11 protein-coding genes are annotated in these 13,437 nt (G+C 67.4%); 3 read left to right on the top strand and 8 right to left on the bottom strand.

What is annotated here, in order from left to right; translation table 11 throughout:
* Positions 1 to 4: 4 nt before the first annotated feature.
* The 5 genes from LGY53_RS40830 to LGY53_RS40810 all read right to left on the bottom strand — a co-directional run bounded on the left by LGY53_RS40830 (position 5) and on the right by LGY53_RS40810 (position 7,354).
* The gene (locus LGY53_RS40830) at positions 5 to 1,156 is read right to left on the bottom strand and encodes an ABC transporter permease (RefSeq protein WP_225732037.1); all 1,152 of its coding nucleotides are present in this window, start codon (positions 1,154 to 1,156) and stop codon (positions 5 to 7) included.
* A complete protein-coding gene (locus LGY53_RS40825; RefSeq protein WP_225732070.1) occupies positions 1,153 to 2,097 on the bottom strand; it encodes an ABC transporter permease in 945 nt (314 codons plus the stop codon). Before LGY53_RS40825 ends, LGY53_RS40830 begins: the two co-directional genes overlap by 4 nt.
* A gap of 18 nt (positions 2,098 to 2,115) precedes the next feature.
* The gene (locus LGY53_RS40820; protein ID WP_225732036.1) at positions 2,116 to 3,723 is read right to left on the bottom strand and encodes an ABC transporter substrate-binding protein; all 1,608 of its coding nucleotides are present in this window, start codon (positions 3,721 to 3,723) and stop codon (positions 2,116 to 2,118) included.
* 51 nt (positions 3,724 to 3,774) lie between these two features.
* A complete protein-coding gene (locus LGY53_RS40815; RefSeq protein ID WP_225732035.1) occupies positions 3,775 to 5,409 on the bottom strand; it encodes an ABC transporter substrate-binding protein in 1,635 nt (544 codons plus the stop codon).
* Positions 5,410 to 5,572: 163 nt separating this feature from the next.
* Positions 5,573 to 7,354, bottom strand: a complete 1,782-nt coding sequence (locus tag LGY53_RS40810) for a gamma-glutamyltransferase (protein ID WP_308103100.1) — start codon at positions 7,352 to 7,354, stop codon at positions 5,573 to 5,575.
* Positions 7,355 to 7,425: 71 nt separating this feature from the next.
* On the opposite strand from LGY53_RS40810, the gene LGY53_RS40805 reads away from it, so the two are divergent.
* Together LGY53_RS40805 and LGY53_RS40800 are read left to right on the top strand one after the other, a co-directional pair.
* Positions 7,426 to 8,316: a LysR family transcriptional regulator gene (locus tag LGY53_RS40805; protein ID WP_225732033.1), complete on the top strand. Its 891-nt coding sequence runs from the start codon at positions 7,426 to 7,428 to the stop codon at positions 8,314 to 8,316.
* Between the two features lie 74 nt (positions 8,317 to 8,390).
* Positions 8,391 to 8,567, top strand: coding sequence for a hypothetical protein (locus LGY53_RS40800; protein WP_225732032.1), 177 nt, complete (start codon positions 8,391 to 8,393; stop codon positions 8,565 to 8,567).
* Between the two features lie 4 nt (positions 8,568 to 8,571).
* Here the strand turns inward: LGY53_RS40800 and LGY53_RS40795 are convergent, their stop codons facing one another.
* Positions 8,572 to 9,738, bottom strand: a complete 1,167-nt coding sequence (locus LGY53_RS40795) for a hypothetical protein (RefSeq protein ID WP_225732031.1) — start codon at positions 9,736 to 9,738, stop codon at positions 8,572 to 8,574.
* 208 nt (positions 9,739 to 9,946) lie between these two features.
* Positions 9,947 to 10,354: a hypothetical protein gene (locus tag LGY53_RS40790; RefSeq protein WP_225732030.1), complete on the bottom strand. Its 408-nt coding sequence runs from the start codon at positions 10,352 to 10,354 to the stop codon at positions 9,947 to 9,949.
* Between the two features lie 142 nt (positions 10,355 to 10,496).
* Between LGY53_RS40790 and LGY53_RS40785 the strand changes: the two genes are divergently transcribed.
* Positions 10,497 to 11,126, top strand: coding sequence for a TetR/AcrR family transcriptional regulator (locus tag LGY53_RS40785; protein ID WP_225732029.1), 630 nt, complete (start codon positions 10,497 to 10,499; stop codon positions 11,124 to 11,126).
* A gap of 58 nt (positions 11,127 to 11,184) precedes the next feature.
* Here the strand turns inward: LGY53_RS40785 and katG are convergent, their stop codons facing one another.
* Positions 11,185 to 13,416: a catalase/peroxidase HPI gene (gene katG / locus LGY53_RS40780; RefSeq protein WP_225732028.1), complete on the bottom strand. Its 2,232-nt coding sequence runs from the start codon at positions 13,414 to 13,416 to the stop codon at positions 11,185 to 11,187.
* Positions 13,417 to 13,437: the final 21 nt, after the last annotated feature.

The raw sequence follows: 13,437 nt of genomic DNA, 5'->3' as shown, positions 1-13,437 counted from the left end.
CCTTTCAGCGACTGGTCTTCGGGTCGAGCGCGTCCCGCAGGGCGTCGCCGAACAGGTTGAATCCCAAGCAGATCAGCGCGAGCGCCACACCGGGGAAGATGCCCGGCCACGGCGTGCGCAGCAGATACTGCTGGGCGTCGGACAGCATGATGCCGAGGCTGGGCGCCGGCGGTTTGATGCCGAGCCCGAGGAAGGACAGGATCGCCTCGCCGATGATCGCCGTCGGCATGATGACGGTGGCCTGCACGATGATCGGCGCGAGCGCGTTCGGCAGGACATGCTCACCGAGGATGCGCCACGACGGTACGTGCATGGTGCGTGCGGCCATGACGAAGTCGGTCTCCTTGAGCCGCAACGTTTCCGCGCGCACCACCCGCATCATCACCGGCACCTGCGCGATGCCGAGCGCGAGCGCGGCGTCGGTGAGCCCGCCGCCGTTGATCGCGGTCAGCGCCACCGCGATGATGATCGCAGGGAAGGCGAGCAGCACGTCGGACACCCGCGAAAGCACGGTGTCCAGCCAGCGCCAGTACCCGGCGAGCAAGCCCAGCGGTACGCCGATGACCACCGCGAACAGCACCGAGAGCACGCCGACCTCCAGCGAGGCCCTGGTGCCGTAGAACACCCTGGACAGGATGTCGCGGCCCAGATCGTCGGTACCCAAGGCGAATCCTTCGGTTCCCGGGCGCTGGAACGGGGTGGAGAAGTGCACCGCGGCCGGTGCGTACGGCGCGAGCAGCGGGGCGAATACGCCGATGAAGACGACGATCAGCAGCAGCACCGCGCCGATCATGCCGAGCGGGTTGTGCCACAGCAGGCGCAGGATCCGGCGGCGGTCCGCGATCGGCGGGACCGGCGTCTCGGCCGCCTTCGTCGCCGCGGCGTCGGCCTCGGCCACGATCGGATCCGTCGCGATCGCAACGGAACTCGCCTCGGCGGCGGACTCGCCCACCCCGGCAGCGGATTCCGGTCCGGCAACCGAATCCGCCTCGGGGGCATCCGCTTTCGCCGAGTCGCTGCCGGACTTGTTCGCCGCATCGGCAGCAGCGGATTCCGCCCTCACCGCGGAACCCGCCGCATCCGTTTCGGCCACGGTGTCCTTCTTCTTCGGAGTTTTGGGGTCCTCGGGAACTTTCGGGTCTTCGACCAGAGTCATCGTGCCCTCCCGGACACTCGAACGCGCGGGTCGATCACCGTGTACAGCACGTCGACCAGCAGGTTGATCACGATGTATGACGTGGTGATCACCAGGATGACCGCCTGGATCACCGGATAGTCGCGGCTGAACACCGAATCCAGGGTCAGTTTGCCGATGCCGGGCAGGCTGAAGATGCGTTCGGTGACCACCGCGCCCGCGATGAGCAGGCCCAATTGCACACCGACGATGGTGGTCACCACGATGAGACTGTTGCGCAGCCCGTAGCGGAAGATCACCGCGCCGCGGCCGAGCCCTTTGGCGCGGGCGGTGCGCACGAAGTCGGCGGTGAGCGTTTCCACCATCGACGAGCGGGTCTGCCGTTGGATCACCGCGGCGTGGGTGATGCCGAGGATCACCGCGGGCAGGGTGAGGAAGTAGACGCCGCGCACCGGATCGTGCAGCGGCGAAACGTATCCCGAGGCCGGGAACCAGCCGAGCTGCACGGACAGGTAGAGCACGCCGAGGATGCCGAGCCAGAACGTCGGCACCGAAAGGGCCAGCAGCGAAACGCCGTTGGCGGCCCATTCCGGCCAGCGCCCGCGGTAGACCGCGGCGACGACACCGCCGATGACGCCGACCAGGATCGCGACCAGCATGGCGTAGACCGCCAGCTGGACGGTGACCGGCAGGGTCTGTCCGATCATGCTGCGCACCGGCGTTCCCGTCCGGATGGACCGGCCGAAATCGCCTGTCAGCGCGTGCTTTACGAATTCCCAGTACTGGACCGGCAGCGGCCGGTTCAAACCGAGCTTCTCGCGCATGGCGTCGACGGCCGCCTGATCGCCCTGCTCACCGGCCATCACGCGGGCCGGGTCGCCGGGTAGGGCGCGCACGCCGAGGAATACCACGATGGATGCGATGACCAGCGTCACCGCGGATTGCCACAAACGGTGGAACAAGTACTGCAACAACGGTTTTCAGCCCTTCTGATCCGCTGTGAACGCGGCCTTGCCGAGCCTGATGACGCCATCGGGATACGCCTCGATGCCGGTCACCCGCGTGGAATGCACGGTGAGGACCCGAATGCGATAGGTGTACAGGTACGGGTTGTCCTGCTGGATGATCTGCACGGCCTGCCCGTACAGCTCGGCGCGCTTGGCGACATCCGTTGTGCGCGAAGCCTGCCCGAGCAGATCATCCAGTTTCGGCGAGCTGTACCCGCCGTAGTTGCCGCCCGATCCGGTCTGCAGGAATCTGGTGATGTTGCCGTCCGGATCGAGGCGGCCCGACCAACCCAGGTACAGCGCCTCGAACGTGCCCCTCTTCTGCACGTCCAACAGCGTCGAGTACTCGGTTGGCACGACCTTGATATCGAATCCGCCCTCGGCGGCGCTGGCCTGCAACGCCTGCGCGTAGCGGAGTTGGTCCTGCTGGTTGGTCACCTGCAGTTTGACCGGGTAGGGAATCGGCACGCCCGCCTCGGCGAGCAGCTGCCGCGATTTCTGCGGATCGTATGCGGGGCAGGCGGTTCCGTCCGGTGTCGCGAACGGACTCTGCGGCGAGATCGGCGAGCAGGCCAGCTCGAACCAGTTGTTGAACACCACGTCCACCAGCTGGCGCCGGTCGATGGCCAGCGAGAACGCCATCCGCACCCGCGGATCCTTGGCCAGCGGTGTGTCGATCTGCTTGGTCGGCTTGCCGACGCCGTCGACATTGCCGATATTGAGCGTAATGCCCTGGTAGCCCAGCGAACTCGACTGCAACAGGTGCAGCCCCTTGTTCTTCACCAGCGCGTCGACATCCTGCGGGGAGATGGTGTCGGCCACCTGGATATCACCCGAACGCAGGTTCGCCGCACGGATATTCGCATCCGACATGATCCGATAAGTGATCTTGTCCAGGTGCACGTTCTTCGCGTCGTAATAGTTCGGATCGCGCTCGACCACGATCGAGGTCTGCGGCACCCGCTCGACGAATTTGAACGCCCCGACGCATACCGGGTGATCGCCGAAGTTGTCGCCGCGCTCCTTGATCGCCGCAGGCGACATGATCATCCCCGCGCGATCGGCCAGCGCGGCCGTGATGGGCGAGAACGGCTTCTTGAACTTCAGCACCACATGCGCGGGATCGGCCGTCTCGATGCTCGCGATCGGACCCATCTCGCTGGTGCGCTGCGAACCCTTCATCGACAGATGCCGCTGCAGGCTGGTCTGCACGGCCGCGGCGTCGAACTCGGTGCCGTCGGCGAATTTGATACCGGTGCGCACCGGGATGGTGACCGTGAGCCCGTCCGGCGAGACATCCGGCAGCGCGGTGGCCAACTGCGGAACCAATTGGCCCGCCGCGTTGTTGTCGTAAAGCTTTTCGCAAATCGAGTTCATCACGTAGCGCGTGTAAAGCGAACTCGACGTGGTCGGATCCAGCCGGTCGGGCTCCGAGGATAGACCCATTACCAACTCGCCACCCTCGCGCACCGATTGGCTACCCACCGGGGTGCCGAAATCATCGATGTGCGTTGCGCTTCCGGTCGGATGCTGCACCGGAGCACAGGCCGCGAGCGCGACGACGACCATTCCGGTCGCCACCGCACCCGCTGGGCGTCTGGACGCCCGAAACAGGTACCGCAACATGGCTTTTCAGCCCTTCCAATCCGTCACATAGGCCGCGTTGCCCAGCCGTACCGCGCCGTCGGCGTACACCTCGATGCCGGTGACCTTGGTCGAATGCACCGTCAGGCTGCGAATACGGTAGGTGTAGATGTAGGGGTTCTCCCGATGGATGACCTGCATCGCCTGCTCGTACAAGGCGGCCCGCTGGGCCGTGTTGGTGCTGCTCGCGGCAGCGGTCAACAGTTCGTCGAGGGTGGCGTTGCTGAAACCGCCGTAGTTACCGGTGGATCCGGTGGTCAACATTCGGGAGGTGTTGGCGTCCGGGTCGATTCGGCCGGACCAGCCGAGGAACAGTGTCTCGTAGTTTCCGCGCTTCTGCATGTCGAGCAGCGTCGGGTAATCGGTTGGGATGAGCCGGATGTCGAAACCGCCCTGTGCCGCGCTGGCCTGTAGCGCCCGCGCGTAGTTGAGCTGATCCGGAATGTTCATCACATGCATCGCGATCGGGTACGGCATCTGCACGCCGGCCTCGGTGAGCAGCTTCTTCGCCGCATCCGGATCGAAGACCGGGCATGCGGTGCTGGTTCTGGTCGCGAACGGACTGGACGGCGAGATCGGCGAGCAGGCCGTCTCGTACCAGTCCTTCCATACCGTGTGCACCAACTTGTTCCGGTCGATGCTGAGCGAAAGCGCCAGCCGCACACGGGGATCCTTGGCGAGCGGCGTCTCGATCTGTTTGGTCGGCTTGCCGACGCCGTCGACATTGCCGATGTTGATGGTCAATCCTTGGTAGCCGAGCGAACCGGTCTGCAGCACATGCAGTTGCGGATCCTTGGCCAGTACGTCGATGTCCTGCGGGGACATGGTGTCGGCCACCTGGATCTCACCGGTGCGCAGGCTCGCGGCGCGGGCCGACGCATCGGTCATGATCTTGTAGGTGATCGTGTCCAGGTGCACGTTCTGCGCGTCGTAGTACAGCGGATCGCGGGCCACCGTGATCGAGACGCCCGGCACGCGGTCGACGAATTTGAACGGGCCGACGCAGACCGGGTGATCGCCGAAGTTGTCGCCCTCCGCCTTGAGCGCGGCGGGCGACATGATCATGCCGGCGCGGTCGGCCAGCGCGGCGGTGATGGGTGCGAACGGCTGCCGGTACTTGATCGCGACATGGGTGGCGTCGACGAGCTCGACGCCGTCGACCGGCCCCATCTCACCGGTGCGCTGCGAACCCTTCATCGTCAAGTGACGTTGCAGGCTGGTCTGCACGGCCTGCGCGTCGAATGCGGTGCCATCGGCGAACTTGATACCGGTGCGCACCGGGATGGTGACCGTCAACCCGTCGGAGGAGATATCGGGCAGCGCGGTGGCCAGCTGTGGCACGATCCGGCCCGCCAGGTCGACGTCGTAGAGCTTCTCGCAGACCGCGGTCATGACGTAACGCATGTAGAGCGAGCTGGAGGTGGATGGGTCGAGGCGGTCGGGATCGTTGGACAGCCCCATCACCAGATCGCCACCCTGGCGAACCGGCCGCGTACCCACCGGTGTGCCGAAATCGTCGGTGTGCGCGGTCGCGACCTCAGGAGCTTGATGCGCCGGCGCACATGCGGCGAACATGGCGGCGGCCACAACGAGCGCCGCCATCCGGGTGAAGCGGATCAGCATGCGCTACAACATACTTCAAGGTCTTTCACTTTTCTCCCCCACCAATTCCACTTTTCGGATTCCGTTCTTTTTCTGGCAATCACCGTGAAAGTCATTTTCAAAAAGGCATGCGAAATAGCGGTCCGGCGCCATTTCCGGACCGCTATTCGGCTGCTTGATTCGGTTATCGACCCACCGCGTAGCCCTGCATACCGCGAGGATTCGCGGCCGCTGACAATACACCGGTCTCCGGATCGCGGGCCACCGCGCACATCCGCCCCTCCGACCAGGCCTCGCCGACCGTCACCCGGTGGCCACGCCTGCGCAGATCGGCGATCACCTCATCCCCGATCCGCGATTCCACAACCACCGCACCGGGATTCATCATGCGCGGGTAGAACGAGCCGGGGAAACTCTCCTGATGCCAGTTGGGCGCGTCGATGGCGCCCTGCAGATCCAGGCCGCCGCGCACCTTTTCGCGCAGCGCGACGGCGAGGAAGAAGTGCAGGCTCCACTGATCCTGCTGATCGCCGCCCGGGGTGCCGAACGCCATGATCGGCACGCCGTCCCGCAGCGCGAGCGTCGGGCTCAGCGTGGTGCGCGGACGGCGGCCCGGCCGCAGCGAATTCGGCAGGCCCGGTTCCAGGGTGGTCATCTGCAGGCGGGTGCCGAGCGGGAAACCGAGCTGCGGCACAACCGGATTCGATTGCAGCCAGCCGCCGCTCGGGGTGGCCGCGAGCATATTGCCCCAGCGGTCGACCACGTCGACGTGACAGGTGTCGCCGCGGGTCGCGCCGGTCGCGGCCACCGTCGGCTCCCCGACGCCGAGTGAAAGTTCAGCGGGCGCAACGGAATTCGTCTTCGCATACTGGCCCAGCCGGGGCCGCTGACCATCCGGGCTACCCGGCCGCAACTCATAGGAGGCGCGTGGCGCGATCTTGGAACGGCGGCATACGTTGTAGTACGGGGACAGCAGCGTTTCGAGTGAGACATCGGTGCCGTCGCCGTACCACGCCTCCCGGTCGGCCATGGCCAACTTCGAGCCCTCGATGAGGGTGTGATAGTACTCCGGCGTGCCGTATTCGAGTTGGTCTGGCAGGAGCGCGAGTTGTTGCAGGAACACCGGTCCCTGGCTCCACAGTCCCGGCTTGGCCACGGTCCAGCCGTTCCAGTCGTAGGTGACCGGATCTTCGTAGGAGGCAGCGAAATTCGCGAGATCGTCACCGGTGAGCGTGCCGGCGTGCCGTTCGCCGGAGGTGTCCATGGTCGGCTTCGCCGCGAATTCGGCGATCGCCTCGGCGATGAAGCCCTCACGCCACACCTTGCGCGCCGCCTCGATCTGCGTCTCCCGATCGGAGCCCGCGGCCTCGGCCTCGGCGATCACCCGGCGCCAGGTGGCGGCCAGCGCCGGATTCTTCAGCAGCGCACCGGGTGCGGGCGCGCGGCCGTCGCGCAGGTAGAGCTCGGCCGAGGTGGTCCACTCCGTCTCGAACAATTCCCGCACGGTGCCGACGGTTTCGCCGATCCGCTCCACCGCCGGATGCCCGTTCTCGGCGTAACCGATGGCGTAGGAAAGGATTTCGGACAGCCGCTTGGTGCCGTAATCACGCAACAGCACCATCCAGGCGTCGAACGCGCCGGGCACGGCGGTGGCCAGCGGGCCGGTGCCGGGCACCAGGTCCAGGCCGAGTCCGGTGTAGTGCTCGATCGTCGCGCCCGCCGGGGCGGGGCCCTGGCCGCACAGCACCCTGGGCGCCTGGCCCGCGGGTGCGAGAATTACCGGAACCTCACCGCCGGGTCCGTTCAGATGCGGCTCGACAACGTGGAGCACGAATCCGGCGGCGACCGCCGCGTCGAACGCATTGCCGTCGTTCTCGAGTACCGCGAGCGCGGTGGCCGAGGCGAGCCAGTGCGTGGACGACACCATCCCGAAGGTGCCCTGCAATGTGGGACGCGTGGTGAACACCCGCTGAGTATCGCCTGAGAACGGCACGTGCGTCCAAGACATCTATAACACCACACCGATAGCGTCAGGACATGGAACGCAGACAGCTCGAATACTTCGTCGCGATCGTCGAACACGGCGGTTTCACCCACGCTGCCCGCGCCCTGCGGGTGGCCCAGCCCTCGCTGTCCCGCGCCATCGGCAAGCTGGAGAAAGAGCTCGGCGTCGAGCTGTTCCACCGGGTCGGCCGCAGCGCGGTGCTGAGCAACGCGGGCGAACTGATGGCCGACCGCGCCCGCCAGGTGCTGCGCGACCTGGACGCGCTGCGGGCCGCCGCGCAGGCCGTCGGCGCGGGCGTCGTCGGCCGGGTCGATGTCGCGGCCACCTCGTCCTCGGCGCTGGAACCGGTGATCAATACGATTGCCCAACTGCGCGACGATCATCCCGGCGTCACGGTCAGCACCTGGTCCGCGCTATCCGCGGCCGAGGTGATCGCGACCGTGCTGCGCGGCCGCTGCGAGGCCGGGGTGTGCGGCAGCGCCGAACGCCCGGCGGGGCAGGGGCTCGTCGCGCACTATCTGCGCGACGAGGATTTCCTGCTCGTCGCCCCGCCCGGCACCCAGCTCGGCGCGAACGGCACGGTGACCCGCGACGATCTGCGCGGTATGAGCTTCGTGCTGCCGCAATCGGCGACGGCCGTCCGGGCCCGGTTCGACCGGCTCGCCGCCGCGGTCGGCGACCTGCATATCGCCGCCGAGGTCGGGGACCGCAGCATCGTGCTGCCGATGGTGTTGCGCGGCGTCGGCTGCGGACTAATGCCCGACGGATGGGAATACCTGGCCCGCCGCGCCGGGGCGGAGATCTATCGCTTCGACCCGCCCGAACGACTCCCCCAGTGGCTGGTGCACCGCAGCGGACCGCTGACCGCGGCCGCGCAGGCCTTCATCGATACGACCCTGGCCAATGCCGGGGAGGTCCACTGAACGGACCGGGGCCTGTCGGTGCGGCCGTCGCCGACGCATGGTGGAGCGACGGCTTCGCGGGAGGAGGTGAATCGATGACACCCAACTCCACCGAAGTGCGGCTGACGACCGATATCGCACTGCTGCAACAACTTCCGGAAACCGATCCGGGCGCCGGGCACGCACGGCTGCTGGCCAGAGAACTGCATTCGTGCGCGCACGGCATTCCGACCTGCTGTGAGACGGTATGCATCACCAGCGGGATCGTCTGAGCGATCAGCCCTCCGCCCTGGCCGGATCCGCGGCCGCATGCCGGTCCGGGTCGTAGGTGTCCGCGCCGGTGTAGTGCATCCAGGCCAGGACCCGCGCCAGCGCGGCGGCCCGGCCGGTCTCCGGGGCGGCGACCTTGCCGGTGCGGATATTCAGCGCCACCTCGCCGCCGAGTTCATCGCGGATCTCGGCGGCCGTGCTGCCGGACAGTTTGCGCGCCGTACTGTCCGACACCCGGACGCCGCGCGGCACCGGGAGCGCGGCGAACGCACCATCGATCGCGCGCCGTGCCGAGCGGAGGGCGGTGCGCGGGCGACGCAGGCGTTCCACGTCTATCTCGTTGCGCGCCTTCGTGATCCGTTCCACGTCGACGCCGGTCATGGTGCCGTCCTCGGTGCGGCGCTGTATCTCCGCGAGCAGTCCGGCCGCGACCTCGACCACCTCGTCGAGCACCTGCGCGCAGCCTTCGAGCGCGGCCGCCAGATCGCCGGGGGCGTCGCCGGCGCGGTGCGTCCAGTTCGCCGCGTAGCGGTTCAGCTCCTCGTGCGCCCGCCAGATCGGCGCGGCCGGGGTGCCGGGCACCACGTCGCGCGCGTTCACCAGATGCTGGCCCTCGCCGGAATCGGCCAGCCGGGTGGTCGGCACCCGCCCGCCGAGCAGATGCCGAACCCGATCGTTGTCGGCCAGGTCACGAGCCGGATCCTCACCGGGCTGCGGCAGCGAGCGGCGCGGACCCGACGCACACCACAGGTGCTGGCTCGGATACAAGGTCTGCGAAATCGCCCGCCCACCAAGCAGCTCGGGCAGTTCGGCGATCACGCCCGAGGATACCGCCGACCGCTCGGCATACCGTTCCAGATGGTAAATCCATTTCCGCACTTGGGAACTCGCCTCATCCAGCGAATCGACTTCGGCGCCGCGGGCCGCGAGCGCGGCGTGATCGGTGGCCAGTCGGTGCGCGACCGCGAGATGCTGCGCCGACGCCGCGAAATTCCGCGCGACCATCACCGCGACCGGCACCGGCAGCGCCGCACCGGGCAGCGCGTCCAAATCCTCCGGCCGCCTGATCTTTCCGGATTCACACCCGACCGCGCGGGCCGCCTCGGTATACGACTCCCCCGTCCGCGCCATCCGTGCCCGCACCTGCCGCTTACGCGCCTTGTCAGTGGTCACGGTCGATCCCTTCCACGGCGACGCCCCCACACCGCCCCGCCGCTACTCCCGAATCGCCGAAACGCGCACAGCACAAGTAGATTCATCGCGCGAGGCGAAGCCCCTTGTCCTCATCTCGCCCGGCGGTGTGGGCGCCGGAACGATCGGAAGCGGGCGGGCGCGGGCAGCCACTGCTCAGCAGAATACAACCCACACAACGGATTCGAGCCTAGGCACCGTTGCGCGCTGGACGCAGCAGCGCGAGTCCGGTGAGCAATCCCGTGGTCGAGGCGACGTGGATCAGCAGCGCCTTGCGGTTGGGCGCCCACTTGCCGGTGGTCGGCCCGCCGGACCACATCGCGGCGGCGAATCCGCCGGCGCCGCAGGCCATCGCGCGCCACAGGACCCGGCCGCGGCCGGGTCCGGCGAGCAGCCCGACACCGATTACGCCGAGCGAACCGAGCGTGATCAGCGCCTCGCGCGCCATGTGGTATTGCACGTGCCCGGCGCCGTGGCGCACCTCTGGCGTGCGGTAGGTCTCGTCGGTGATGTGGGTGACGGTCTGCCACACCGACGGAACCGCCGCGGCAAGCCCAGCGACGGTCACCGCGACTCCGATACCTTCGCGCAGCGGCATTTTCAACTCCTGAATCTCGATGCGTGACAGGCGTTATCGACGACCTGCCGCTGAACCATTGCTCAGCAGAACGATTTTCAGCGTAGACGCAACGCTACGTCAAGTCTAGAATTTGGGTACATTGTCCCGAGGAGGTCACCCGATGCACCCGACCGAGACGACCGGCCGGCCCGAACGTCACCACGGAAACCGGCACGGCCGTAGCGAATCCGCGCGCAAAGCGGTGTTGGAGGCCGCCGACGATCTGCTCGCCGAACGCGGCTTCGCCGGATTCACCATCGAGGGACTCGCGCTGCGGGCCGGCGTCTCCAAGCAGACGATCTACCGCTGGTGGAAGACGAAGACCGACATCCTCGTCGACACCTACCTCGACGACGCGGCCGAACATCTCGTGCCACCGGACCTCGGCGCCCTGGATCGGGACCTGCGGGCGCACCTGCGCAACCTCGTCCATTTTCTACGCGACTCGGACTCCGGCATGGTGCTGCGCGTCCTCATCGCCCAGACGCAACACGATCCGGCGATCGCCACCACATTCCGCGACCGCTGCCTGCTGCCGCAGCGTGAGCGCGACCGAATCCCCTTGCGGCGAGCGATGATCCGGGGCGAGTTGGCCGCCGAGACCGATATCGACGCGGCACTGGACCGGCTCATCGGGCCGATCTACTACCGAGTGTTGGTGACCGGCGAAGATATCGATGACAGATTCATCGACGAATTGATCGAGATGTTGCTCCGCACATTCGGAAGCAAACGGGGCGCGGGCAGCTAACCCACACAACGCAAAGACACCCGGCCCCCGAGGTCGGGAACCGGGCGTCATCAGCGGATCAGGCCAGATCGAAGCGGTCCAGGTTCATCACCTTGGTCCAGGCGGCGACGAAATCGTCGACGAACTTCTGCTTCGCGTCGTCGGCGGCGTATACCTCGGCGAGGGCGCGCAGCTGGGAGTTCGATCCGAAGATCAGATCGGCTCGGCTGCCGGTCCACTTGGCCGCGCCGGTGGCGCGGTCGGTGCCGATGTAGGTGCCGTCGTCGGCCGGGGACGGCGACCACTTCGTGCCCATATCGAGCAGGTTCACGAAGAAGTCGTTGCTCAGCGTGCCGGGGTTGTCGGTGAAGACGCCCAGCGGCGAACGCTGGTGGTTCGCGCCGAGCACGCGCAGACCACCGATGAGCACCGTCATCTCGGGCCCGCTCAGGGTGAGCAGGTTCGCCTTGTCGACCAGCAGGTACTCCGCCGGGAGCCGGGTGCCCTTCCCGAGGTAGTTGCGGAAGCCGTCGGCCGTCGGCTCCAGCGCGGCGAAGGATTCCACATCGGTGTTCTCCTGCGTCGCATCCGTGCGGCCCGGCGTGAACGGCACCTGAACGTCGAAACCGCCGCTCTTGGCGGCCGATTCGACCGCCGCGACACCGCCGAGCACGACGAGGTCGGCGAACGACACCCGCACATTGCCGGTCTGGGCGGAGTTGAACGACTCCTGGATACCCTCCAGCACCCGCACCACCTGCGCGAGCTCGTCGGGTTCGTTCACCTCCCAACCGATCTGCGGTTGCAGCCGGATCCGGCCGCCGTTCGCGCCGCCGCGCTTGTCACTGCCGCGGAACGACGAGGCCGCCGCCCACGCGGTCGAAACCAGTTGCGGCACGGTCAAACCCGAGGCCAGGATGCGGCTCTTCAGATCCGCGATCTCCGCGGCGCCGACGAGTTCGTGGTCCACCGCGGGCACCGGATCCTGCCAGAGCAGGGTCTCCTCGGGAACCAGCGGCCCGAGGTAGCGGACCTTCGGACCCATATCGCGGTGGGTCAGCTTGTACCAGGCCTTGGCGAATTCCTCGGCCAGTTCCTCCGGGTGCTCCAGCCAGCGGCGGGTGATCTGTTCGTAGATGGGATCGAACCGCATCGACAGATCGGTGGTGAGCATCGCGGGGAGCCGGGTCTTGCCCGGTTCGTGCGCGTCGGGCACCGTGCCCGCCTTCGCGGGGTCCTTGGGGGTCCACTGCCAGGCGCCCGCGGGCGACTTGGTCTTCTCCCACTCGTTGCCGTAGAGGACCTCGAGGAAGGTGTTGTCCCACTTGGTCGGGGTCGGCGTCCAGGTGACCTCGATACCGCTGGTGATGGCGTCCTTGCCGACGCCGGTGCCGAACGAGCTGCGCCAGCCGAGGCCCTGTTCCTCCAGCGGGGCGGCCTCGGGCTCGGGGCCGACGAGCGCGGCGTCACCCGCGCCGTGCGTCTTGCCGAAGGTGTGGCCGCCGACGATGAGCGCCGCGGTCTCGACGTCGTTCATCGCCATCCGGCGGAACGTCTCCCTGATGTCGATGGCCGCCGCCAACGGATCCGGATTGCCGTTGGGCCCTTCGGGATTCACGTAGATGAGGCCCATCTGCACCGCGGCGAGCGGGCTCTCCAGATCCCGGTTGCCGGTGTAGCGCTCGTCGCCGAGCCAGGTGTGCTCCGGCCCCCAGTAGACGTCCTCCTCGGGCTCCCATTGGTCGACGCGACCGCCGCCGAAGCCGAAGGTCTGGAAGCCCATATCCTCGAGCGCGACGTTGCCCGCGTAGACGATCAGGTCGGCCCAGGACAGCTTCTTGCCGTACTTCTGCTTGACCGGCCACAGCAGGCGGCGGGCCTTGTCCAGGCTCGCGTTGTCGGGCCAGCTGTTGAGCGGTGCGAAGCGCTGCATGCCCGCGCCCGCGCCGCCGCGGCCGTCGTTGATCCGGTAGGTGCCCGCGGCGTGCCAGGCCATCCGGATGAAGAACGGGCCGTAGTGGCCGAAGTCGGCGGGCCACCAGTCCTGCGAGGTGGTCATCACCTCGATGATGTCCTGCTTCACCGCGGCGAGGTCGAGGGTCTTGAACTCGGCCGCGTAATCGAAGTCGGCGCCCATGGGGTTGGCGACGGCCGGATTCTTCTGCAGGATCTTCAGATTGATCTGATTCGGCCACCAGTCGCGGTTGCCACCGCCCTCGGCGGGGTACTTGAGGCGACCGGAGACTACGGGACAACCACTTTCGGCCGGTTCCGTACTGGCCTCTCCGATTGGCGGATGTTCCTGGGCCACGGTATTTCCTTTCGCCGGTGC

The sequence above is a fragment of the Nocardia sp. JCM 34519.1 genome (assembly GCF_020361265.1).
In the GTDB taxonomy this organism is placed as follows: Bacteria; Actinomycetota; Actinomycetes; order Mycobacteriales; family Mycobacteriaceae; genus Nocardia; species Nocardia arthritidis_A.
This window is presented reverse-complemented; position numbering and strand designations above follow the sequence as displayed.